At 66.0% G+C, this 23,361-nt stretch carries 16 protein-coding genes and 1 tRNA gene; 6 read left to right on the forward strand and 11 right to left on the reverse strand.

The genetic code is table 11. The features are described 5' to 3' along the window. Window positions 1-171 precede the first annotated feature (171 nt). From GH664_RS21300 to GH664_RS21310, 3 genes are all read right to left on the reverse strand, one after another. The gene (locus GH664_RS21300) at window positions 172-2,070 is read right to left on the reverse strand and encodes a propionate--CoA ligase (RefSeq protein WP_153170129.1); all 1,899 of its coding nucleotides are present in this window, start codon (window positions 2,068-2,070) and stop codon (window positions 172-174) included. 74 nt (window positions 2,071-2,144) lie between these two features. Continuing rightward, entirely contained in the window at window positions 2,145-3,332 is a 1,188-nt protein-coding gene (locus tag GH664_RS21305) for a response regulator (protein ID WP_308445483.1), read from the reverse strand. 29 nt (window positions 3,333-3,361) lie between these two features. Continuing rightward, on the reverse strand, window positions 3,362-4,357 hold the full coding sequence (locus GH664_RS21310) for an oxidoreductase (RefSeq protein WP_153170131.1): 996 nt from the start codon (window positions 4,355-4,357) through the stop codon (window positions 3,362-3,364). A gap of 151 nt (window positions 4,358-4,508) precedes the next feature. Between GH664_RS21310 and GH664_RS21315 the strand changes: the two genes are divergently transcribed. From GH664_RS21315 to GH664_RS21325, 3 genes are all read left to right on the forward strand, one after another. Continuing rightward, complete coding sequence (locus GH664_RS21315) at window positions 4,509-5,372, forward strand: HDOD domain-containing protein (RefSeq protein WP_153170132.1); 864 nt, start codon at window positions 4,509-4,511, stop codon at window positions 5,370-5,372. A 242-nt stretch (window positions 5,373-5,614) separates the two neighbouring features. Then, on the forward strand, window positions 5,615-6,190 hold the full coding sequence (locus tag GH664_RS21320; RefSeq protein ID WP_153170133.1) for a LemA family protein: 576 nt from the start codon (window positions 5,615-5,617) through the stop codon (window positions 6,188-6,190). 27 nt (window positions 6,191-6,217) lie between these two features. Then, the gene (locus tag GH664_RS21325; RefSeq protein ID WP_153170134.1) at window positions 6,218-7,120 is read left to right on the forward strand and encodes a hypothetical protein; all 903 of its coding nucleotides are present in this window, start codon (window positions 6,218-6,220) and stop codon (window positions 7,118-7,120) included. Window positions 7,121-7,219: 99 nt separating this feature from the next. Here GH664_RS21325 and GH664_RS21330 read toward each other — a convergent pair whose 3' ends face one another. Then, window positions 7,220-9,139: an ATP-binding cassette domain-containing protein gene (locus tag GH664_RS21330; RefSeq protein ID WP_153170135.1), complete on the reverse strand. Its 1,920-nt coding sequence runs from the start codon at window positions 9,137-9,139 to the stop codon at window positions 7,220-7,222. Between the two features lie 136 nt (window positions 9,140-9,275). On the opposite strand from GH664_RS21330, the gene GH664_RS21335 reads away from it, so the two are divergent. Further along, on the forward strand, window positions 9,276-11,378 hold the full coding sequence (locus GH664_RS21335) for a site-specific recombinase (protein ID WP_153170136.1): 2,103 nt from the start codon (window positions 9,276-9,278) through the stop codon (window positions 11,376-11,378). A gap of 14 nt (window positions 11,379-11,392) precedes the next feature. Then, a tRNA-Arg gene (locus GH664_RS21340) sits at window positions 11,393-11,464 on the forward strand. A gap of 86 nt (window positions 11,465-11,550) precedes the next feature. Here the strand turns inward: GH664_RS21340 and GH664_RS21345 are convergent. The 7 genes from GH664_RS21345 to GH664_RS21375 form a co-directional block, all read right to left on the reverse strand. Beyond that, on the reverse strand, window positions 11,551-12,312 hold the full coding sequence (locus GH664_RS21345) for a serine protease (protein WP_153170137.1): 762 nt from the start codon (window positions 12,310-12,312) through the stop codon (window positions 11,551-11,553). 38 nt (window positions 12,313-12,350) lie between these two features. After that, window positions 12,351-13,298 (reverse strand): transglycosylase SLT domain-containing protein, encoded by a 948-nt coding sequence (locus GH664_RS21350; protein ID WP_153170138.1) that lies wholly within the window; start codon window positions 13,296-13,298, stop codon window positions 12,351-12,353. A 46-nt stretch (window positions 13,299-13,344) separates the two neighbouring features. Continuing rightward, window positions 13,345-14,625 carry a nucleotide sugar dehydrogenase gene (locus GH664_RS21355; protein ID WP_153170139.1) on the reverse strand — a complete coding sequence of 427 codons (1,281 nt, stop codon included), beginning with the start codon at window positions 14,623-14,625 and terminating at the stop codon, window positions 13,345-13,347. Between the two features lie 20 nt (window positions 14,626-14,645). Continuing rightward, window positions 14,646-17,447 (reverse strand): XrtA/PEP-CTERM system TPR-repeat protein PrsT, encoded by a 2,802-nt coding sequence (prsT, locus tag GH664_RS21360; RefSeq protein WP_153170140.1) that lies wholly within the window; start codon window positions 17,445-17,447, stop codon window positions 14,646-14,648. A gap of 2 nt (window positions 17,448-17,449) precedes the next feature. Continuing rightward, window positions 17,450-18,811: a PEP-CTERM-box response regulator transcription factor gene (prsR, locus tag GH664_RS21365; protein WP_153170141.1), complete on the reverse strand. Its 1,362-nt coding sequence runs from the start codon at window positions 18,809-18,811 to the stop codon at window positions 17,450-17,452. After that, window positions 18,804-20,879 carry an XrtA/PEP-CTERM system histidine kinase PrsK gene (gene prsK, locus GH664_RS21370; protein ID WP_153170142.1) on the reverse strand — a complete coding sequence of 692 codons (2,076 nt, stop codon included), beginning with the start codon at window positions 20,877-20,879 and terminating at the stop codon, window positions 18,804-18,806. The genes prsR and prsK overlap by 8 nt, the downstream gene beginning before the upstream one ends. 90 nt (window positions 20,880-20,969) lie before the next feature. After that, a complete protein-coding gene (locus GH664_RS21375; protein WP_153170143.1) occupies window positions 20,970-22,352 on the reverse strand; it encodes a TIGR03013 family XrtA/PEP-CTERM system glycosyltransferase in 1,383 nt (460 codons plus the stop codon). 351 nt (window positions 22,353-22,703) lie between these two features. Here GH664_RS21375 and GH664_RS21380 point away from each other — a divergent pair, with 351 nt between their 5' ends. Then, complete coding sequence (locus GH664_RS21380) at window positions 22,704-23,153, forward strand: MaoC family dehydratase (RefSeq protein ID WP_153170144.1); 450 nt, start codon at window positions 22,704-22,706, stop codon at window positions 23,151-23,153. The last annotated feature ends 208 nt before the right edge of the window (window positions 23,154-23,361 follow it).

The following is a 23,361-nucleotide window of genomic DNA, read 5'->3' on the forward strand; positions in this document are numbered from 1 at the left end:
TCAGGGCCAGCAGACATCGGGTCTGCACAACAGGCCGGATATAAGACTGCAGCCAGATCCTCAAGCGTCAAATGCAAACTTCACTTGCCAAACCGGGAGGCGTCCATATAAGCGGGCTTGACCGCGACCTGAGATGTTCCCGTCGCGGTCAAGCCCGCTCCTACAGCACCATCAGCCCTTCAGCGCCGCCTTGATCTGCTCCAGCGTGCTCGGATCGTCGATCGTCGTCAGGTCGCCCGGATCACGGCCTTCGGCCAGCGCCTGGATAGAGCGGCGCAGCATCTTGCCGGAGCGCGTCTTGGGCAGGCCGCCGATGAAGTGGACGCGGGCCGGACGGGCGATGGCGCCGAGGCTCTCGTCGACCTTCTTCATCACTTCCTTCTCGAGCGCGGCACGCTTTTCGGCGGTGTCGACATCGGCGCCGTTCTTCACCACGGCGAAGGCCATCGGCATCTGGCCCTTCAACTCGTCGGCCACGCCCACCACCGCCACTTCGGCGATGGCCGGATGAGTCTGAACCGCTTCCTCGATCTCGCGCGTGCCGAGACGGTGGCCGGCGACGTTGATGACGTCGTCCATGCGGCCGAGGATGGAGTGGTAGCCCTTGTCGTCCTTGATACCCCAGTCGGACGAGGAATACACCACCGGATCCTTGAACAGGCTGAAGTAGGTGCTGACGAAGCGGTCGTCCTGGCCCCATACCGTCGACAGGCAGCCCGGCGGCAGTGGCGGCACGATGCCGACGATGCCTTTCTCGTTGGCGCCGCACTCGGTGCCGTCCTCTCGGAAGATGCGCAGGTCGTAGCCGAAGACCGGGAAGGCGGGCGAGCCGAGCTTGATCGGGCTGTCCTCGACGCCGCGGCAGATGGCGAGCATCGGCCAGCCGGTTTCGGTCTGCCAGTAGTTGTCGATGACGGGGATGCCCAGCTCTTCCATGATCCACTGGTGGCTGGTCTCGTCGAGCGGCTCACCGGCGAGGAAGAGGTGCTTGAGCGAGGACAGGTCGTATTTCTTGAGGAAGGCCGGGTCCTGCTTCTTCAGCACGCGCACCGCGGTGGGCGCGGAGAACATCACCGAAACCTTGTACTTCTCGACGATCTGCCACCAGATGCCGGCGTCGGGGCGCAGCGGCGTGCCTTCGTACATCACGGTCGCCATGCCGGCGAGCAGCGGGCCGTAGATGATGTAGCTATGGCCGACCACCCAGCCGATGTCGGAGGTCGAGAACATGGTCTCGCCCGCCTCGCCGGTGAAGATGTGCTTCATCGACGCCGCCAGCGCCACCGTGTAGCCGCCCGTGTCGCGCTGCACGCCCTTGGGCTTGCCGGTGGTGCCGGAGGTGTAGAGGATGTAGCTCGGCTCGGAGGATTCCATCCACTGCACCGGCACCTTCGCATCCATGTGCTTCGCGCGCAGCTCGGCGTAATCGACGTCGCGGCCTTCGACCCAGGGGAAGCCCTTGTCCAGGCCGCGGTCGACGATCAGCACCTTGGCGGGCGGGAATTCAGCCAGCTTGCAGGCCTCGTCCACCAGATGCTTGTAGGGCACCGGCTTGCCGTTGCGCATGCCGGCATCGGAGCTGACCATCAGCACCGGCTTGGCGTCGTCGATGCGCGTGGCGAGCGAACCGGACGCAAAGCCGCCGAACACCACCGAGTGGATCGCGCCGATGCGCGCGCAGGCCAGCATGGCGAAGGCAGCCTCGGCGATCATCGGCATGTAGATCAGCACGCGGTCGCCGCGCTTGACGCCAAGGTCCTGGTAGATCGCCGCCATGCGCTCGACTTCGCGCTGCAGCTCGGCGAAGGAATAGACTTTCTCTTCGTTGGTCTCGGTCGAGATGTAGACCAGTGCGCGGTCATTCGGCCGCGCTGCCGCATGGCGGTCGACCGCGTTGTAGCACAGGTTGGTTTCACCGCCCTTGAACCACTTGACGAAGGGCGGGCGCGAGAAATCGCAGATCTGCTCGGCCGGCTTGTTCCAGTGCACGAGCTGCGCCTGTTCGGCCCAGAACTCGTCGCGCTTGTCGATGGAACGGCGGTGGAACTCGGTGTAAGTCGTCATTTGCATCCTCTCCCTCTTTGAATCCCTCAAGGCAATGACTCGCGGCATGCGGGCATTGCGCTCGCTGCCGCCCCGGCAATCTAGATGTGCGTCTGCGTCACATCGAGATCGTCACCGCGACCTCCCGTCCTGTTTTCGATCTGCTTGAGCTGTGGGATCGGGAGGCCGCAGTGCAGCCGCGATTCTAGCAATTCCAGCAAGGGCACCAGCGTCATCAGCAGTTCGGGCAACTGTGTGGTGACTTCTTCCTGCTGACCGAGACGCAGGTGCCGCAACGCAGCATCGACGCTCAGGAGCGGCGATGCCCGCCGCTCAAGCATCCCCTGCGTCACCTCGCCGCGGTCGGCGATGACTTTGTTCCCACCGGCAGCCACGCCCGCTTGTGCGCGGCGCGTGGCCGTCTCCAGCAGGTCGCCCACCGAGCCCAGGCGGTCCGCTGCGGCGCTGGCCAAGCCGATCGACACGCTGACGCGGATGCGCTCCTCGCGATAGGTCATCACGAGGTTCTCCAGCCGCTGCTTGATGCGCAGCGCGAAGGCGCATCCCGCCACGAGGTCGGTTCCCGGTGCGAGCAGCGCGAACTGGCTGGCCGAGCGCTGCGTCAGCGTATCTTCGGCTCGGATGCGGCTGCCGAGCATCTTCGACAGCTTGCGGCCGATGAGCTGCACCACGTGGTCGCCATAGCGCGCCAGCAGCGGCGCGAGTTCGTCGAGCTCGACGACGAGGGCGACGATGTCGGTCTGCGTGCGGCGCGCGCGGGAGATCTCCTGCTGCGCCCGATGCTGAAGGTAGGCCTCGGTGGCGAGCCCGGTCGCGGGGTCCACCGGGCTTTGCCGCGACAGGGCGGCGCGGCTCTCCTCGAGTTCGTTCTGGGTCTGGGCCAGCCTCACCATCGAGTTCAGCGTGGCGAGCAGTTCCACGCCGCCGCCGCCCTTGGTGATGAAACCATTGGCGCCAAGCGACAGGGCCCGCTCGCGCGCCTTCTCGTCCTCGTCGCCCGACAGGATCACCACCGGCAGCGTGCGCACGCGGCCGAGACGGGAGCCACGGATGCGCTCGAGCAGGCCGTAGCCGTCCAGCCGCGGCATGCCGATGTCGGTCAGCACCAGGTTGATGGCGGGGTCGACCAGCAGCGCTTCCCAGGCCGCCTGGCCGTCGCTTTCCTCGCGCACATCGAACTGGCCGCGGATGTGCTTGGCGATGCTCGCCCGCACCATGCGCGAATCGTCGGCAACGAGGATCTTGGGCAGTTTTGCTTCGTCGTTCATGCGCATCCCCGCCGCAGGCCCTGCCCTCGTCAGGCGCCGATGCGCACGACGGTGCGGCCCTTGACCCGGCCAGCGATGAAGTCGTCGAACGCACCGGGCAGATCGTCGAAGCCGATGGTGCGCGTCACCGCGGCCAGGTGCTTCGGCTTGAGATCGGTCGCCAGCCGGTCCCACACGCGCTGGCGCGTGGGGAAACCCATGTAGCCGGAATCGATGCCCAGCAGGCTCACGCCACGCAGGATGAATGGGAACACGGTGGTGTCGAGCTTGAAGCTTGCGGCGTTGCCGATGCTCGCCACCGTGCCGGCCTGCTTCATCGTCGCCAGCACCCAGTGCAGGATGGGGCCGCCGACATTGTCGACCGCGCCCGCCCACTGCGCCGCCTCCAGCGGACGCACCTTGTCGAGCTCGATCGAGGAGCGCAGCTTGATCTCGGCCGCGCCCAGCATCTTCAGGTAATCGGTTTCGGCCTCCTTGCCGGTGAGCGCGACGACGTGATAGCCGAGCTGCGCCAGCATCTCGATCGCCAGGCCGCCCACGCCGCCGGTGGCGCCAGTGACGATGACCGGGCCGTTGGCGGGCGCGAGGCCGTTGTCCTCCATGCGCACGACGCCCAGCGCCGCGGTAAAGCCCGCCGTGCCCAGCGCCATCGCCTCGAACACATCGAGCCCGGCCGGCAGCGGCACCACCCAGCCGGCAGGCACGCGCGCGTATTCGGCGTAGCCGCCGTGATGCGCCACGCCGATGTCGAAGCTGGTGGCGATGACCTTGTCGCCGGGCTTGAAGCGCGCATCGGCGCTGTCGACCACTTCGCCCGACAGGTCGATGCCGCCCACGCAGGGGAAGCGGCGGATGATCTTGCCGGCGCCGGTGGCGGCGAGCGCGTCCTTGTAGTTGATGCTGGAGTAGCTCACCCGGATCAGCACTTCGCCCGCGTCGAGCTGCTCCGGCTGCATCGTCGTCAGGCGGCTGACGACCTTCCTGTTTTCATCCTGATCGATGACGAAGGCCTTGAATGCGCTCATGCAGCGTGTCTCCTGAGTGGAAGATCGTGTCTGTCGATCACCGGATTATAGCCACATGGGTGTGGAATCCTTCACGCGCGGTAGCCGCCCGCTTCAGTTCGCCGCCGGGGAGCCGATATCCTCCACACGAAAGCGTCCGCACCACCCTGAGATGACCCTGCCCGCCACGCCGTTGAGTTCGGCCGACGATTACGTCCGCCACTTTTCCAGCCAGGAATTGCCCGTGCTGCGCAAGACGCGCCGCGAGCTGGAAGCGCTGCGCGCCGCAGCCGACACGGTGAACGCAAAGCGGATCGCTGCAGTCGTGCTGGGCGATCCGCTGATGACGATGCGCCTGCTCACCCATCTCGAGCGCCATCGCGCAAAGTCACAGAACCACGACATCACGACGATCGACCGCGCCATCATGATGATGGGGGTCGAGCCCTTCTTCCACACCTTTGCCGACCTGCCGACAGTCGAGGACGCGCTGCAGGCCCATCCCCGCGCGCTGATCGGCGTGCTGAAGGTGATCGGCAATGCGCGCCGCGCCGCCGATCATGCGCGCGAGTGGGCGGTCGTGCGCCACGACCTGGACCCCAACGAGATCACCGTGGCGGCCCTGCTGCGCGAGGCAACGGAGATCGTGTGCTGGGTGTTTGCGCCCGAGCTGACACAGCGGGTGTATGCAATGCAGCACGCCGACCCCACGCTGCGCAGCACGGTGGCGCAAAAGACGGTGTTCGGGGCAACGGCCGACGAGATCCAGCTCGGCCTGATCCGCGCATGGCGGCTGCCCGAGCTGCTCGTTCATCTGCTCGACGAAACCTTGAGCGAAAACCCGCGCGTGCGCACGGTGAAGCTGGCCGCCGACTTCGCCCGCCACCTCGCGCACGGCTGGGACGATGCCGCGCTGCCGACCGACATCGACCTGATCGAGGAACTGCTCCGCCTGCCGCGCGACGTGCTGCTGCAGCGCATCGGCGTCCCGGAGGAGCACCGCGGCCGCTTCACCACCGCGCCGGCGGCCGACTGATTCAGCCGCAGGACTGCAGGTTGCCGAAGTTCAGCAGCAGCGCCGGGTGCTGATAGGCGAGGAAGATGACTGCGAGCGCGCCACAGGCGATGACGAGCAGGGACAGAATCACGAGGCGATTGATCGACGTTCTCCCGGGTGCGACCCATCGACGGCGCAGCGTGGCATGCGCAACGGCCCGGCCGACTGCGAGAGTATAGGATGTCGCCAACACCGGTTTCCACAAGCAGGAGTCAGGATTCATGAGCATTTCCGGCGCCGTTCTCTCGGGCATCGCGGTCCTCGCGCTGCTCTACACGGTCATGGCCTACAACGGTCTGGTCCGCCTCAAGCACAACGTCGCGCGCGCCTGGGCGAACATCGACGTGCTGCTCAAGCAGCGCCACGACGAGCTGCCCAAGCTGGTCGAAGTGTGCCGCCAGTACAAGCAGTTCGAGGCCACCACGCTGGCGCGCGTGACCGAGGCGCGGGCGCGTGTGGCCGCCGCGCGCGAGCAGCACGACGTGGCGGCACTGGGGGCGGCCGAGAGCGCGCTGCGTACCGGCCTGGGCCAGATCTTCGCGGTTGCCGAGGCCTATCCCGAACTCAAGGCCAACGAGCACTTCATGCAACTGCAGGCACGCATCACCGCGCTCGAGAACAGCATCGCCGACCGGCGCGAGCTCTACAACGAGGCGGTCAACGTGAACAACGTGCGCATCGACCAGTTCCCCGACCTCGTCATCGCGCGCCTGTTCCAGTTCATGGCGCAGCCGCTGCTGGAGTTCTCCACCGCCGAGAAGGCCGACATCGACCTGAAGGCGCTGTTCGGTAACTGATCCCCGCACCTCGCCGCCGCTTTCCCCATGCACGTCCGCCTGCGCCGCGACGGACTCAACGCCGCGCTGCCGCTCGCCCAGCTTGCGCTCGTCGCGCTCGCCCTGCGGGCCGGCCCCGGGCCGGCGGCCGTCGTCGCGCTGGCGTTGTTGCTGGCGTCCGGGCTCTATGGCTGGCTGCGCTCGCTGCATCATGCACGGATGATCCTCGACACGCCGACCGCGCGCATCGCCTCGGCCGCGCAGGGTTACGCCGAACTGCGCGGCCGAGGCCAGCCACTGCAGGGCACGCCGGTGCTGTCGCCGCTCAACGGCCTGCCGGTGCTGTGGTACCGCGTGCTCACCGAGCGCCGCGATCGCGACGGCAAGTGGCGCCATGAGCGCACCCACGAGAGCGACGCGTCCTTCCTCGTCGTTGACGCCAGCGGCGAGTGCGCCGTCGATCCGGACGGTGCCGAGATGCTGGTGCAACGCCGTGACGTGGTGGTGCAGGGCGAGCTGCGTCACACGCAATGGTCGCTGCTGCGCCACGATCCGGTGTATGTGCTGGGCGACTTCCTGACCCTGGGCAGCGTCACGCCCGAATTCGATGCCGCGGCGCAGGTGCGCGAGCTGCTCGCAGAGTGGAAGAAGGACCGCCCTGCCCTGCTCGCCCGCTTCGATGTCGACGGCGACGGCGAGATCGACCTGCGCGAATGGGAGCTCGCCCGCGCACAGGCGCGGCGCGAAGTGCGCCAGCAGCGCGACGCCGCCCTGTCGGCGGCCGAGGCGCATGTGGTGCGGCGCCCGGCGGACGGCCGGCTGTACCTGATCTCGGACCTCGATCCGGCGCGCATCGCGCGCCGCTACAAGCTGTGGTCGGTCTTCCACATGCTGGTGTTCCTCGGCACCGCGGCCGCGATTGCCTGGTTCCGGCAGCAGGGCGGCTTCTAGAGGAGGCGCTACCTGCATCATCCACAGCGGCGGGGTGAAGCCCGCCCTACGGACCGCGGAAATTCGCGGCGCGACTGCAGCCGTCCAGACAGGCGTGCATCACCCCGCAGCCCGGCTCTCCAGCTCTTCCCAGCGCGCCATCGCCGCCTCGATCTCGCCCTCCAGTGCTTCCAGCCGCGCCTTGATCAGCGCAACTTCCTGCGGCGCCTGCTGGTACAGCGCCGGGTCGGCCATGCGCGCGTGCAGCGCGGTCTGCTCGTCCTCCAGCGCGGCGATGCGATCCGGCAGACCCTCGAGCTCGCGCTTGTCGTTGAACGACATCTTCGCCGGCCGGCTCGCCGCGCCCTTGTCGGCGGAGGGCCTGACCGGCGCCGGCGTGGCCCGCTTCGCCGTGTCGCGCGCGGCCTCCTGGCTGGCGGCGCGCGCGGCCTGCACCCGCTGCCAGTCGCCGTAGCCGCCGGCGTATTCGCCCCAGCGCCCGTCGCCTTCGGCGGCGATGACCTGGGTCACCACGTTGTCCAGGAAGGCGCGGTCGTGGCTCACCAGGAACAGCGTGCCCTCGTAGCCGGCGAGCAGTTCCTCGAGCAGGTCGAGCGTCTCGATGTCGAGGTCGTTGGTCGGCTCGTCCAGCACCAGCAGGTTGGCCGGCCGCGCGAACAGGCGCGCGAGCAGCAGGCGGTTGCGCTCGCCGCCGGACAGCGACTTCACCGGCGAACGCGCCCGTTGCGGCGCAAAGAGGAAATCCCCCAGGTAGCCGATGACGTGCTTCTTCTCGCCGCCGATCTCGACGAAATCCGAGCCCGGACTGATCACTTCGGTGAGCGGCAGTTCCGGATCCAGTTGCGCGCGCAACTGGTCGAAGTAGGCCACCGCCTGCCGCGTGCCGCGGCGCACCGTCCCCTCGTCCGGCGCGATCTCGCCGAGGATGAGCTTGAGCAGCGTGGTCTTGCCGGCGCCGTTGGGGCCGATGAAGCCGATGCGGTCGCCGCGCATGATGCGGGTGGAGAAATCGCGCACCACCGTGCGATCGCCGAAGCGCTTGGTGACGTGGGTCAGCTCGGCCACCATCTGGCCGCTCTGTTCGCCCCGGTCGACCGCCAGGCTGACGTTGCCGAGCCGGTCGCGGCGCGCCGCGCGGGCCACGCGCAAGGCCTCGAGGCGGCGCACGCGGCCCTCGTTGCGAGTGCGCCGAGCCTCCACGCCCTTGCGGATCCAGACCTCCTCCTGCGCGAGGAACTTGTCGAAGCGCGCGGCCGCCTTGGCTTCGGCCTCGAGCTCCTCGGCCTTGCGGCGCTGGTAGTCGGTGAAGCGCCCCGGATAGCTCGCGAGCTTGCCGCGATCCAGCTCGATGATGCGGGTGGCGACGTTGTCGAGGAACACCCGGTCGTGGGTGATCACCACCACCGCGCCGCGAAAATCGCGGATCAGCTCCTCCAGCCACAGGATGCCGTCGAGGTCGAGGTGGTTGGTAGGTTCGTCCAGCAGCAGCAGGTCCGGTTCGGCCACCAGCGCGCGCGCCAGCGCGACGCGCTTGACGCCGCCACCCGACAGGCTGGAAACCTTCGCCTCTGCCGACAGTCCGAGCCGGGCCAGCATGTGCTCGACACGCTGGTTCAGGCGCCAGCCCTCCGCGGCTTCGACCGCATGCTGCAGGCGGTCGAGCCGGGCCATCGCCTCTGGCGTGGCATGCTCGGCCACCGCCACCATGGCCGCGTGATAGTCCACCAGCAGCCGCGCGGCATCGCCCAGGCCGTCGGCGACAGTGGCGAACACGTCGCGCTCCAGGTCGAAGTCGGCCTCCTGCGGCACGTAGGCGGTGACCAGGCCGGCCTGGCGCCACACGCCGCCGTCATCCAGCGCCGCCTGCCCTGCGACTGCGCGCAACAGACTGGACTTTCCCGAGCCATTGCGCCCGATCAGTGCGACGCGCTCCCCGGGATCGAGCTGGAAGCTGACATGGTCGAGCAGATCGACGTGACCAAAGGCGAGACAGGCGTTTTCGACCGATAGCAGTGGCATGAGGGGCGCGGCACGGGGCCGGGAAGAAGAATCGAAACCGGATTTTATCCGCCAGACTGCATCGCGGTCCGCTTCGCGCATAATGCAGTGCAACAATCCTTGCCGCTTTGCAGGCAACATCCAGGACAGACGGCGAATGGAACAGACTCTCGCAAAATTTACCCTGCCCGATCAAGACCCTACGGTGTTGTGGGCGGAGCTGGTTGCGCACTTGCGGCCGCCGCGCCCGTCGCAGTCGCAACGCGCTGCGGAGGCGCTGCGCGTGCTGACGCACACGCTGGCGCGCCGGCCCGAACTGCGCCACGCGCTTCGCACCTCGCTGCTGGACCTGTTTCGCGAGCGCAAGCAGGTCTCGCTCTATGTGTCGTCCGGCCTGCTGCCGTCCACCGGCTTCTTCTCGGAAACGTCGCGCCGCATCTCCGGCCGCCTGCTGCCGCAGGTCATCGACACCGCCTACATGAAGGACGTGCTGTCGGTCGTGTTCAATCGCCGTGACGATGATGTCTGGGTGAACGCGGTTCCCGACGAACTCTGGCTGGATTTGATCGCCACCGTTCTCGACGAGGCCGAGCCCCGCGCCGAGGAAGATGCCAGCGAGCTGCCGCCCGCCCTCGTCGAAATCCTCGAGGCGCTGCGCGTTCTGTCCTACCACGTCTCGGCGATCGGCCTGGATCCCGAGCTGGTGCGGATCGATCCCAACCTCGAGGAATACGAATCGCCCTTCCTCGCCCAGAATGCGGAACTGCTCGCCTACATCCAGCGCTACATCGACTGGTGGAGCACGCCCGGCGCCATGGTCGCGGACGAAAAGCACCTCACGGTGATGCTCGGCCAGTGCGGGGAGGTGCTGCAGCGCGTGCGCAAGCGCGCCACCCGCATCGGCACCAGCCTGACGCTGACCTTCACGCTGGAGCGCCTGCGACAGCACCTCGAACGCATCGCTGAACTGCTCGCCGTGCTCGACGAGCTGCGCACTCGGCGCGTGGTGCACGACGTCGCGCCGCGGCTGATCCGCCTGTTCAAGGCGCTGGTGCGCGCCGAGTGCCGAAAGAACCACCTGTTCGACTACTGGGGCCAGAACGTCGAGTTGCTGTCGCTGCGCATGACCGAGAGTGCCAGTCGCACCGGCGAGCACTACATCACCAGCACGCGCGGCGAGTATTTCCGCATGCTGAGCTCGGCGGCGCTGGGCGGCATCATCATTGCGCTGATGTCGGCGCTCAAGATCGTGCTCGGCAAGCAGGGCATGGCGCCGCTCAACGAGGCGCTCGCCTTCTGCCTGAACTACGGCCTGGGCTTCGTGCTGATCCACATCCTCGGCGGCACCGTCGCGACCAAGCAGCCGGCCATGACCGCCAACGCCATCGCTGCGTCCATCGGCGAGGCCAGCGGCAAGACGCGCGACCTGGAAGCGCTGGCCGATCTCATCGCACGCACCGTGCGCAGCCAGCTTGCGGCCATCCTCGGCAACATCGGCCTGGCCATTCCGGTGGCGATCGCGGTGGGGCTGGCGGTCCACGCCATCAGCGGCACGCATTTCATCACGCCGGAGAAGGCCAACACGCTGCTCGGCGAGATCGATCCGCGCAATGGGGCACCGTTCTTCGCTGCGATCGCGGGCGTCTGCCTGTTCCTGTCGGGGCTCATTGCCGGCTACTACGACAACCTGTCGGCCTACAACCGCATTCCACAGCGCCTGCTGCAGTTGGCCGGGCCGCGGCGCCTGCTGGGGGAGGCGCGCATGCAGCGCGTGGCAAACTACATCGAGAACAACCTGGGCGCACTCGCCGGCAATTTCTTCTTCGGCTTCCTGCTGGGCGGCACGACGGCGCTGGGCGTGTTGTTCGGCCTGCCGCTGGACATCCGGCACATCGCCTTCTCGTCGGCCTACGTGGGCTATTCGGCCGAGGCACTGGGCTTCGCCCTGCCGTGGCAGACGGTGAGCTTCGCGCTCGGCGGCGTGCTGCTGATCGGCCTGGTGAACCTGGCGGTGAGCTTCTCGCTGACCCTGACGGTCGCGATGCGCGCGCGCCGCATCAGCTTCGCCCAGGGCCGCACCCTAGGCCGCCTGCTGCTGCAACGATTCCTGAAGCGACCGCAGGAGTTCTTCCTGCCGCCCCTGCGCGGCGCGAAGCCCGCGCCGAGGGCGGACAACCCCACCGAGCATGCCTCACCGGGCGCGGCGCCGTCGACGCCAAATAAGCCCGAGCCGCTTGGACCGGACGCCCCGAACGGCTAGAATGCGCGCCTCATCTCGCCATAGTTCAATGGATAGAACGGGCGCCTCCTAAGCGCCAGATCTGGGTTCGATTCCCGGTGGCGGGACATTCACACCCGTATCGCCCAGCCTCACGAAGGACCAGAAACCCGCACAGCTACAGGCTTTGCGGTTCTTTTTGGGCGATGATGCCTTACCGGACGCCCGTCAGCAGCTTGCGCAGGTGTTCGACCGGAATGGCGTAACTGATGCCCGAGGGGTCGGTCAGCACGCTCTCCTTGGTCGATTTCACGAAGACCATGTTCATGATGCCGATGACCTCGCCGGTCTCGGGATCGAACAGCGGGCTGCCGCTGTTGCCGGGGTAGGACGTGGCGTCGAGCTGGTAGACCCGAAACACTTCGCCCGACAGGCGACGCACCAGCGCAGGATTTAGGTCGCGCGCATTGGCTTGCGGGATGCCGATCGGGGTGATGGCCGAGACGATGCCGCGGTGGGTCACGGGCGTCATGCCCAGGACGTTGCCGATGGGAAAACCGGTGAAGGCAACCGACTGCCCTTCCTGCACCCGCGCGCCGTTTGCGAGCGGCAGCGGCGGCAGGACGCCACCGCCCTGCAGGCGCAGCAGCGCGAGATCGTGGCCACGATCGCTGACCACGCGCTCCACCGGATGAACCTTTCCGGTCTGCTCCTCGCCGGGCGACACGACGACCAGCATCTCCATCTGCTCGCTGGCGATCGACTCGGGCACGACGTGCGCATTGGTCGCGACCAGCCGGCCATCGCCGACCGCAAAGCCGGTACCGAGAAACCGGAAGGCAGGACTACGCGTGCGTTGATAGGTTCCGACCGCCACGATCGAGGGCTTGATCTGCGGCAGCATCAGCACCAGATCGGCCAATGCCGGCCGCGGCAGGGCGGTTCCAATGGCGGTCGCGAGCAGCGCCAGCAGCATGCGCCGGCGCGAGGACGCTGCGATCGTCGCACTCCCCGTCACGACTCCCCCGCCCCCTGAGCACTGGTGGCACGAAGGCCGGAAACGGCGACGCTCGGCGCAACGATACGCTCGTCGTAAGGATGATGACGGCTGCGGACGAAGGCGAGAATGCGCTCGACGTAGCCCTGCGTCTCCCGAAACGGCGGAACGCCACGGTAACGATCGACCGCGCCCTCCCCGGCGTTGTAGCCGGCGGCCGCCAGGGCGATGTCGCCGCGGAAGTACGCCAGCAGCCAGCGCAGGTAGGCGAGGCCGCCGCGGATGTTCTGCTCGGGGTCGTAGGGATTGCGCACGTTGAAGCGCTCGGCGGTCTCGGGGATCAACTGCATCACGCCCATTGCGCTCTTCGGTGACACCGCGCCCGGGTTGAGGTTGGACTCGGTCATGCCGATCGCCAAAGCGAACTGCGGCTGTATGCCGTATTGCGGCGCCAGCTTCACCAGCAACTGAGCAATCTCCCGGCGTGCCGGCGCCATGCCGGCGACGACGCCCTCCACCGGCCAATGCTCGAGCACGGTCTCGGTCGGCGTGTGCATGCACTCGGGCACGGCGCCCGTATATTCGCCGGTGAAGCGCAACATGCGCTCCGCGTGCACATGGCCCAGTTGCGCCGCCATCGCAAACAGCGTGCCGGCGAAGGCGTCGTTGCGCTCGACGCCGCGGCCGTTGGCGTACATCCAGCCGAGCGCATACATGCCCTCAGCGTTACCCAGGCGGGCAGATTCGCAATACAGCCGCGCCGCATGCTTCTGGTCGCGCGGCACGCCTTCGCCATGCTCGTAGGTCAGGCCCTGCTCCGCGAGGTAGCGCGCCTGCGCCGCAAACGCCGTCCTGACGGCCTGTTCTTCCTGCCCGGCCACGACGGCCGGGGGCAGCACCGAAAGCCCCAGACTCGCGATGAGGAAGCGGACCTGCTTCAACGCACGCTTGTTCGATCGCTTCATGGCAACGCTCCACAGCAGACGGGGATCACCGGCAACGGCTCCACACTTACAGTCGCCACACCTTGGCGCCCGCCGCTTTCAACATCGCCTGATCATAAGCAGACTTGACGTCGGCGAACACGCCGCCCGGCGCGAGCTTTTGCAACAGTCGGGCAGCCGGCGCCCCGACGTATTCCCGGTGCGACACCGCCGCCACGATCGCGTCCGCAACCGGCAGCTCGTCCCAGGGCGTGAGACTCACCCCATATTCGTGAACCGCCTCGTCCGACGACGCGACCGGGTCATGGACATGCACGTTGCAGCCGTAGCTCTGCAGCTCGTGGATGACGTCGATCACCTTGCTGTTGCGCAGGTCGGGGCAATTTTCCTTGAAGGTCAGCCCCAGCACGATGACGTTGGCCCCCTTGATGCCACAGCCGTTGCCGATCATCTGCTTGACCGTCTGTTCGGCGACGTACTTGCCCATGCTGTCGTTGATGCGGCGACCGGCGAGGATGACCTGCGGGTGATAACCCAGCATGTCGGCCTTGTGCGTAAGGTAGTAGGGATCGACGCCGATGCAGTGACCGCCGACGAGGCCCGGCCGGAAGGGCAGGAAGTTCCACTTGGTGCCTGCCGCCTCGAGCACTTCCAGCGTGTCGATACCGATCTTGTGGAACAGCACGGCCAGTTCGTTCATCAACGCGATGTTGAGGTCGCGCTGGGTGTTCTCGATGACCTTCGCCGCCTCGGCCACCTTGATCGAGCTTGCCGGGGCGACGCCAGCGGTGATCACGTCGCCGTAGATACGCTTCACCGTCTCCAGGGTTTCGGGTGTGTCGCCGGACACCACCTTGACGATGCGGGTGACGGTACGCTCCTTGTCGCCAGGGTTGATGCGCTCGGGCGAATAGCCGACGAAGAAATCCTGCTTCCATTTCATGCCGGACTCGCGCTCGAGAATGGGAATGCAGATCTCTTCCGTGGCGCCCGGATAGACGGTGGATTCATACACGACGATGGCGCCGCGCTTGAGGTTCCGCCCGGCGGTGGTCGACGACTTCACCAGCGGTGTGAAATCCGGCTGGTGCGCTTCATCCACCGGCGTGGGCACGGCGATGATGACGAAATCAGCCTCGCGCAGCACCGTGGGATCGGTGTGGCAGGTGAGATGCACAGCGGCACGCAGATCGTCGGACGACACCTCACCGGTGGGGTCGTTGAACTCGCGGTAGGCGGCGACCTTCTCCTCGGAGAGGTCGAAGCCGACGGTGCGGTACTTCTTTCCGAACTCGACGGCGAGCGGCAGGCCGACGTAGCCGAGGCCGATGACGGCGATGGTGGTCATGCGTATTTCCTTGCGATGTATCAGAGAGTCTTGAGCAATGCGGTGGCCTCGGAGTGGATGGGCGTCCCCTCCTTCAGCTTGGGCATCATGGTTTCGATTTCCTTGCGCGCATCGGCCGGCCGGCCCAGCTTGGCATAGGCCTTGGCGAGGTTGAGGCGCAGGGAGGCAGCGTCGGGTGCGAGTGAGACCGCGCGATTGAGGTTGGCGAGCCCTTTCTCGGCCTGGCCCTGCTCGACCTGGATCATTCCGACCGTGTCAAGAATCGCCGCACTGTCAGGGGCCATCTTGAGGGCCTGCTCGCCATACTCGAGCGCCTTCGGATCCTTGACCTGGCTGGCGGTCCACGCGAGGTTGTTGAGCACCAGCGCATTGTCGGGCGCGAGCTCGTTCAGCGCACGATAGAGCTGCGCGGCGTCGGCGTAGCGCTTCTCGGCCAGTGCACGTTCGGCCAGATAGCCGCGCACCGCGGTGTCCTTGGGCCGCTCACGCAGCCAGTCTGCAGCCAGCTTGTCGGCCTCGTTCTTCCGCTCGGCGCGCAATAGTGCGGCGTGGAGCTTCACCAGGTTCTGCGGATCGCGCCCCTTGTCGAGGGCGCGGCGGTAGCTCGTCGCGGCATCCGCCCATTTGCCGCCGGCAGCCTGGATGTCGCCTTCCATCGCATGGCCGACCGCGGCATCCGCGCGCTGTTTCTGCACCGCGCGCGCGATCTGCAGTGCGCCGTCGCGATCACCGCGCGCGACGAGGATGCCGGCGAGTCGCGCCTGCGCATCCACCGCGTCGGCGCGGATGGCCAGCGCCTTGCGCAGCGACTGCTCGGCAGCGGTCAGGTCCTTGTTGGCGCGATGGATGTCCGCGAGCTGAACGAGCGCGCCGATGGCACGCGGCTGCAAGGCCAGCACCTTGTTGAGCGACGAGATGGCCTGCTGGGTTTCGCCCGCAGCAAGCTGGGCGCGGGTGGCCGCCTCCAGGGCACGCAGATCGTTCGGGTAGGCAGCGACCGCCTCCTGCGCGACCGACAGCGCGGCCTTGGTGTCCCGCGTGCGCAGGTAGTGCTGGACGAGGGCGAGCTTCGGCACCAGCGCGGCAGGCGACGCCTTTTCCGCGCGCTGCAGCGTTGCCAGCACTGCCGCCGGCTCGGCGCCGGTGGCCGCCTGGAAATCGGCGTAGGCAAGCTGGGCCTCGACATTCTTGGGGTCGCGCTCGGCAATCGCCTTCAAGCGCGCGAGGCCGTTCTCGGGTTTCTTGTCGGCGATGTCCAGGCGCGCAAGGTTCACTGCCGCCGCGAGGTAATCCGGCTTGATCGTCAGCGCCTTCTCGAAGGCGGCGCGCGCCGCGGCCGGATCGCGCTTGGCCAGCATCAGGCCACCGCGCAGATTGTGCACCAGCGGGTTGTCGGGCTGCTTGCGCTCGAGTTGAACCTGCGCCTGCAGCGCCTTGTCGAGCTCGCCACGGCGCATGTGCCCGGCGACCAGGGCGAGATCGGCGCGGATCCCACCTTCGTCCATCTGCGACGCGGTTTCGAGTTCGCTGAACGCTCCCTGAGCATCCCCGCCCGCCATCTTGGCCACACCCAGTTGCATGCGCGCACGCGCATCTTCCGGCGCCGCCTTGGCAGCGCGCTCGAAGTAGGACTCGGCCTTGGCAAAATCGCCGTTCGAAAGATAGACCTGTCCGGCGAGGCCCAGCAGGCGGGGATCGAGAGAAGGCGACTCCAGCAATGGCTGCAGCACTTCCATCGCACGTTGCGCCTCACCCAGAGCAAGGTGCGACGTGACCAGCATCGTTCGCGCCAGCACTTGGCCTGGCGCGCGCGACAGCACCTTGGTCAGGTGGATCTGCGCCTGGACCTGCTCGTTCAACCTCACCATCGCCGTGCCGGCGAGCAGATGCGCGGGCAGGAATTCCGGCGCCGACTTCAATGCGGCGAGCGCGCCATCGCGTGCCTCGACGAAGCGATTGTTGCGGAAGTCGATGAAGGCCTGCAGGTAGATCGTCGACGGATCCTTAGGTGCGACCTTCTTCATCGCTTCCAGCCGCGAGACCGCTTCCTCCGGACGATTCTGCTGCAGCAGCAGCGACACCAACGAGTAATGGCTGCCGACATTGGACGGATTGATCCGGACCACCTCCTGCAGTGCCTTGATGGCGTCGTCCGGCCGCTTCTGCGCGAGCGCCGCCTCGGCGAGCGCGCCGTGAACCTCGGCCAGATCCGGATTTCGGGCAACTATGGCCTGAAGGTCGGTCTCTGCACCCGCGGCATCGCCGCCGTAAAGCCTGGTGCGCGCCAGACCGACACGTGCGAGCGCGTCGTCGGAACCGGCAAGCGCCTTCTCGTAGCTGGCGCGCGCCTTCGGCAGGTCGCCCTTGACCATGTAGGCGTCGCCCACAGCGGTGAGCACGATGGACTGCGCCTTGGGATCGTCGAGCGCAACGTCCGAGAAATCCTTGACGATGCGATCGACCTCGCCCGAGCGCAGCAGCGAGCGCGCGAGCAGCGGCAGGACTTCGTTCTTCGAATAACCCAGATCGAGCGCGCGCTGAAGCTCCTTCACCGCGCCGGGCACGTTGCCCTGCTCCAGATTCACCTTGCCTAAGAGGAAACGCGCGTCGACCAGGTTGCCGTTGGCCTGCAGCGCACTCTTGAGTTGGATGCTTGCTGCGTCGAGATCCTTCTTCTCGAGATAACTCTTCGCCGACGCCACCATCTGCTCGGGGCTGTCCTTGCAGCCGGTCAGAACGAGTGCAGAGAGTGTCAGGGCCGCAATGGCGCTGGCCCTCCCGGCCCATGCCTTGCGTTGCGGCTTGTTGTGCAGCTTGCTCACTGTCAGTTCTCCTTCTTCAGGCCGAAACGATTGATCAGGTCATACAGGGATGGGCGGCTGATGCCCAGCAGCTCGGCAGCGCGGGCGACGTTGCCATTGGTGCGCGCCATGACGCGCAACACGGCGCGCCGCTCAGCCTCGTCGCGCACCTGCCGAAGATTGAGCATCTCGACGTCGTCTTCCACCGCGTCGAGCCCGAGGTCGTCGGCGCCGATGCGGGCACCGTCGGCCATGATCACCGCGCGCTTCAGGCAGTTTTCCAGCTCGCGCACGTTGCCCGGCCAGGGATGCGATTCGATTGCAGCGACCGCGTCATCGCCGAGGCCAAGCCCCGTTCTGCCGTTCTCACGGCTGAAGCGCTGCACGAACGCGTGCGCCAGAAGCACCGCATCTCCCTGCCGCTCGCGCAGCGGGGGGATGTCGACGACGATCTCTGCGAGACGATAGTAAAGATCCTCCCTGAACAGCCCTGCGCGAATCTGCGCTTTCAGGTCACGGTGGGTCGCGCAAACGATGCGCACATCGACCGGGATTTCCTCGCGTCCGCCGATGCGCTCGATGACCCGCTCCTGCAGGAAGCGCAGCAGCTTGGCCTGGAGCGGCAGCGGCAGATCGCCGATTTCATCCAGGAAGAGCGTACCGCGATGTGCTGTCTCGATCTTGCCCAGCGTCTGCCTGACCGCCCCGGTGAACGCCCCCTTCTCGTAACCAAAAAGCTCGCTTTCCAGCAGCGTGTCCGGGATGGCCGCGCAGTTTATCGCGACGAAGCGCTCGGCGGTGCGCGGCGAGAGCACGTGCAACGCACGGGCCAGCACTTCCTTGCCGGTGCCGCTCTCGCCGAGCAGGGCAACGGTGACCGAGGCCGATGCCAGCTTCTCGATCGTCCGGCAGATCTTGAGCATGCCCGGATCGCGCGTCAGCAGGCCCGAAAGAGGGCTCGCCTGGATCGCCACCAGCCGCGCATTCTCGGCCTGCAGGTCGTACATGCGGAAAGCGCGATCGATGGTGAGCTCGAGCATTTCAGGCTCGAAGGGCTTGGCGAAGAAGTCGTAGGCGCCCATGCCGACCGCCTTCACCGCGTTCTCGCGGTCGTGCTGGCCAGTCAGCACAATGACCTTCGTCTCCGGCGCAAGCGCGATGATTTCGCCTAGCAGTCGGAAACCTTCGCTGACGTCGTCGGGCGCGGGCGGCAAGCCCAGGTCCATCGTGACCACCGCCGGCTCGTGCCGGCGCAGTTGCACGATCGCACTCTCGCGATCGCTCGCCAGCACGGTTTCGAAACCGTCGAACGCCCAGCGCATCTGCTTCTGCAGCGCAGGGTCATCCTCGACGATCAATAGTGTACGTTGTTGCTTCTCAGCCATTCACGGGTTCCATTTCCGGCGTTTGCCGGGCGCTTCCGCGATTCCCGCGGGGCAGATCGATCGTCACCCGCGTTCCTCGCCCCACCTCGCTGTCGAAGCGGAGCGCCCCACCGATTTCATTCACATACTGCCGGGTTTCGAAGACGCCGATGCCCATACCGCTGGTCTTCGTCGTCTGGAAGGGACGTGACAGTCGCTCACGCAGGAAGTCGGGGGCCATGCCGCAGCCGGTATCCTCGACGATGATCTGCACGCGACCCGCATCGCCGCGGGCGATCCTCAGGCTGACGATACCATCCTCCTCCGTCGCATCCAGTGCATTTTGCACGATATGACCGATGATTCGCTCGAGCCGCTCGGGGTGCGCGAGGACCTCCACCGATCCGCCGATTTCTTCTTTCAACCCCACCTCGGGAAGCTGACCGCGCTTCGAACGACACACGTTGCGCGCAATGTCGACGACGTCCAGCAGCCTGGGTGGATCGATCGACCGCTTTTCCTGCAACTGGCCCATCAGGCCACGCATGCGCGACTCGACATGCGCCACCGTCTCGAGCATGTCCTGCTGGAACTCGGGATTGTCCCTGTGACGCTCCGCGTTCTTCAGCATCAAGGACAACTGCGCCACGAGGTTCTTGAGGTCGTGGACGACGAAAGCCGACATGCGATTGAAGGAATCGAACTTGCGGGCCTCGAGCAGGGCTTCCGCTGCCTGCATGCGCTCAAGGTATCCGGCTGCCTGCCGTTGCGCCGTCTTGAGCAGGTCGAGCACCTCCCAATCGATTTCAAACGGTGCCCTCGGCGCGTTGAGCACGACGAAGCCCAGCAGGGGACCACTGCCCTTGAGAGGAACGACCAGCCAGGCATCCTGCATGACGGAAAGCCACTCCGGCAGCCGGAGCTCGCCATATTGGGCCGGGCGGAGGCGGTACTCCTCGAGACTGATGATCCATTCCCTGTGATCGAGAAAACAGCAGAAGGACGAATCGGCCGCTTCGCTGACTTCGCTGGAGGGCTGGTTCAGCCGCGCGTGCATAGAGAATAGGCCATCGGCATTGCGCAGCCAGAGACTGCCACCGGGACTTTCGACCAGGTCGGCGAGCGCCCTGATCACCGACTGCCCCAAATCCCCTCCAGCCGAGGCCAGCGCCTGCGTGAAACGCAGCCATTCGTTGCGGTAGTCGTAGCGATAGGGAAACAGGTGCTTGTTCAGGAACACGCGCAGGCGCGCACGCTGCGCACCGGAAAAAAGCAGCATGCCGAGCAGCACCAGCCCGGCAAAGAGCAGCGTGAGTTGCAGCGCCCTGCCCCAGTCGCCGCCGAAATAACGGATGTAATAGCCCGCGGCCGAGATCACCAGCAGATAGAGCCCGGAAACCGCAAGCGCCGTGGAATGGAAGACCATCTCGCGCGACATCGACATGCGCACGGTCCACGACGGGTTGCGCGCGCCCGACATTGCGATCAGCGGAATCAGCAATGCGTGTGCAATTCCGCGCATCGCCCACACGTCGGTATCGAGTCGTCCGAAGAGCGATCCATCGGCGAAGCAATAAAGATCGAAGACATAGCCCGCACCAAGCGCGATGCAGAGAGGCTTGATCGCCCAACGCGACGCGGCCGGCACACCGCGAAACAGCTGCTCGACGAGCATCAACCCGACCACCGCCTGCGCAAGCCAGGCTGCGAAAACAGGCCGGAGCGGCAAAGCGGCCGCGGCACCCGACATATCGATCGCAAGGCTGACCACTTGAGCGACAACGACTACGCCGGCCAGCACGGCAGGCCATCTGGCCGGCCGATCGGATATGGTGCGCAGCAGCATGACAAGGAAGGCATACCACGCGCCCGTCCGCACAGCGTCGAGCACGCCGCACAAGCCGAACAGCAGAGGGTTGTCTGTTCTCGCGTACGCAGCCGACGCAAGCGCCCACAGGCAGGAGGCCAGGATTGCGCCCAGCAGCGTAGCTCCCGCAGGACCGCCGCGCCAGGCAAGAAAGGCGTAGACGCCGAAAATCAGATACGCGATGGCCGCCAGGCCATAGCCCCAATACGCCACTTCGAGCAAGACACGCCCCTTGCGCCAACCACGTTCCGGCCCGGTATCACATCAACAGGCCAGCCTGAACTCATCCGCCCGTGCCGACGCACGCATCCGTCAATGGGCACCCTCGCCGGTCAGCACGACGCGAACGGTCTCGAACAGGACGAGCACATCGAGCACCAGGGTGTGATTCTTCACATAGTACAAATCGTACTGAAGCTTCTGTACCGCATCATCGACTGAGGAGCCATACTGGTATCGAACCTGCGCCCAGCCTGTCACGCCTGGCTTGACGCAGTGACGCACCGCATAGAACGGGATCTCGCGAGCCAGTTGATCCACGAAGAAGGGGCGTTCCGGCCGCGGGCCGACAAGGCTCATTTCACCCACGATCACGTTCAGAAGTTGCGGCAATTCGTCGATGCGCAGCTTGCGTATGACGCGACCGACACGCGTAACCCGATCGTCATTGGAGCTGGCCCAGCGCGGCTTGCCGTCCTTCTCGGCATCGCGGCGCATGCTGCGAAACTTGATGACCTTGAAAACCCGCCCTCCGAGACCGACCCGCTCCTGCCGGTAGAAGAGCGGCGCGCCATCCTCGAGCAGGATGAGCAAGGCAGTGACGAGCATGATCGGCAGCGCCAAGACAAGCAGCATGATTGCCGCGCAGAGGTCGAAGCAGCGCTTCACCAGCGTTCTCGCCCAACCCTGACGAAATCCATCGCCATAGATGAGCCAGCTCGCGCGCAGCGAGTCCACCGGCACCTGCCCCTGCACTCGCTCGAAGAATGAAGACAGATCCAGCACGCGGACGCCGTTCAACTTGCAATCAAGCAATTCCCGAAGCGGCAGCGCGCCACCACGGCGCTCCCGAACCGCGACGATGATTTCATTGACCTTGTGCTTTCGCACCAGTTGAACAAGATTACCTGCCGGCAGAATCGAGCGAGCATCGACCGTGACTTCCTCACCCCTGTCCGACGGAAAAAAGCCGACGACATCGACACTGCGCTGGAGGGGCTGTGTCAGATCGCGATAGACCGCCTGTGCGTCGGGCCCGGTTCCCATGATCAGCACTCGCGGCGCAAACAGCACCGCGGCCTGACGCTGATTGATCACGCCGCGCCCCAGCAGGACAGCCCCCAGCCCAAGCACGACCCACCACTGCGTGGCATCGTTCGTCGGTGCGCCCCACGGCAGGGCCCCGAAGATCAGGTAGGCAACCGGTACGCTCACCACAACGGAGAGGACAACCCGGGAAAACGCCTGGCGTGTCGATCGGCGGTTCAATGGGCGATACAAGCCCATCGCCGAATTCAGCCCCACCATGACGACGGCGAAGACCAGTGCCGACGGTGTGATCGCCGCCCAGAGCCCAGCTTGCGGCTGCGCGTGGGACCAGATTGCCGCAACAACGAGCACAAACAGGAGCGTGGCGTCGAACAGCGCCTGTTGCAGCGTGTGCAGGGGAAAGTAGTGGCTGAACACTTTCAGCATGATGGTCCTCAGCAAACTTGCGCCACGCGGAACCGGCGCAGCCGCATAGAGCGAAACTGCTTCCACCATAGCCGAAGCCAGACTGACAGGCCGTTAAACCGGTCACACTTGCCCAGAGGTGTTACGCAAAGCCGTACTCAAGCAATTGTTTTTATGAATCTTTCGTACGCTGTCCGAAAACGCGGCGAGATGGTAACACAGGCCCACCCTCGACGGCCTTGTACGCTAAACTCAGGCATCCCGGCATCACCGATTTTGCATCCCGGTTGCGATGCGCCTCGGCCATTCGCTGCCGCCTTGTCGAGCCCGCTGGGATTTCTGTTCCTTTTTTCATCACTCCAGGAAACTGACATGACTGAAGTAAACCGTGATTTCTCGGAACTTTATGGATACCGCTTCGAGGATCTGAAGCCGGAAATGAGCGCTGCGTTGTCGAAGACCGTCAGTGAAGCCGACATCCTGATGTTCGCCGGCGTGTCCGGCGACACGAATCCCGTTCATCTGGACGCTGAATTTGCTGCCAGTACCATGTTCGGCGGTCGGATCGCCCACGGCATGCTGTCCGCGGCGCTCATCTCCGCGGTCTTCGGCACCCGCCTGCCAGGTCCGGGCTGCATCTACCTGAGCCAGACGCTGAAGTTCAAGGCGCCGGTGAAGATCGGCGACACCGTGGTTGCCCGCGTCACAGTCAAGGAACTGAAAACCGAAAAGCGTCGCGCGGTATTCTCGACCGTGTGCACCGTACGCGGCAACGTGGTGCTGGACGGTGAAGCGGAGATCATGATTCCGGCGCGAGCCTGATTCCCCTCGGCGACCGACGACAGGGGCGAGGCGGACGTTACCGCTCGCCTCCGCACTGGAGCGTGTTTTGGTGAAGTGCACACGCACGAACGCCCGAGACCAGGAGTGGTCTCGGGCGTTGAGTGATGGGGTTAGTCTGACGATGACCTACTTTCACGAGGGCGGACCTCACTATCATCGGCGCGGTCTTGTTTCACGGTCCTGTTCG

This window comes from Thauera sp. 2A1, assembly GCF_009469595.2.
Lineage (GTDB): Bacteria > Pseudomonadota > Gammaproteobacteria > Burkholderiales > Rhodocyclaceae > Thauera.

What these genes read in the sequence shown, in the direction of transcription:
- GH664_RS21300 (WP_153170129.1), bottom strand. Translation starts at nt 2,070, where the DNA reads ATGCAAATGACGACTTACACCGAGTTCCACCGCCGTTCCATCGACAAG.
- GH664_RS21305 (WP_308445483.1), bottom strand. Translation starts at nt 3,332, where the DNA reads ATGAACGACGAAGCAAAACTGCCCAAGATCCTCGTTGCCGACGATTCG.
- GH664_RS21310 (WP_153170131.1), bottom strand. Translation starts at nt 4,357, where the DNA reads ATGAGCGCATTCAAGGCCTTCGTCATCGATCAGGATGAAAACAGGAAG.
- GH664_RS21315 (WP_153170132.1), top strand. Translation starts at nt 4,509, where the DNA reads ATGACCCTGCCCGCCACGCCGTTGAGTTCGGCCGACGATTACGTCCGC.
- GH664_RS21320 (WP_153170133.1), top strand. Translation starts at nt 5,615, where the DNA reads ATGAGCATTTCCGGCGCCGTTCTCTCGGGCATCGCGGTCCTCGCGCTG.
- GH664_RS21325 (WP_153170134.1), top strand. Translation starts at nt 6,218, where the DNA reads ATGCACGTCCGCCTGCGCCGCGACGGACTCAACGCCGCGCTGCCGCTC.
- GH664_RS21330 (WP_153170135.1), bottom strand. Translation starts at nt 9,139, where the DNA reads ATGCCACTGCTATCGGTCGAAAACGCCTGTCTCGCCTTTGGTCACGTC.
- GH664_RS21335 (WP_153170136.1), top strand. Translation starts at nt 9,276, where the DNA reads ATGGAACAGACTCTCGCAAAATTTACCCTGCCCGATCAAGACCCTACG.
- GH664_RS21345 (WP_153170137.1), bottom strand. Translation starts at nt 12,312, where the DNA reads ATGCTGCTGGCGCTGCTCGCGACCGCCATTGGAACCGCCCTGCCGCGG.
- GH664_RS21350 (WP_153170138.1), bottom strand. Translation starts at nt 13,298, where the DNA reads ATGAAGCGATCGAACAAGCGTGCGTTGAAGCAGGTCCGCTTCCTCATC.
- GH664_RS21355 (WP_153170139.1), bottom strand. Translation starts at nt 14,625, where the DNA reads ATGACCACCATCGCCGTCATCGGCCTCGGCTACGTCGGCCTGCCGCTC.
- prsR (WP_153170141.1), bottom strand. Translation starts at nt 18,811, where the DNA reads ATGGCTGAGAAGCAACAACGTACACTATTGATCGTCGAGGATGACCCT.
- GH664_RS21375 (WP_153170143.1), bottom strand. Translation starts at nt 22,352, where the DNA reads ATGCTGAAAGTGTTCAGCCACTACTTTCCCCTGCACACGCTGCAACAG.
- GH664_RS21380 (WP_153170144.1), top strand. Translation starts at nt 22,704, where the DNA reads ATGACTGAAGTAAACCGTGATTTCTCGGAACTTTATGGATACCGCTTC.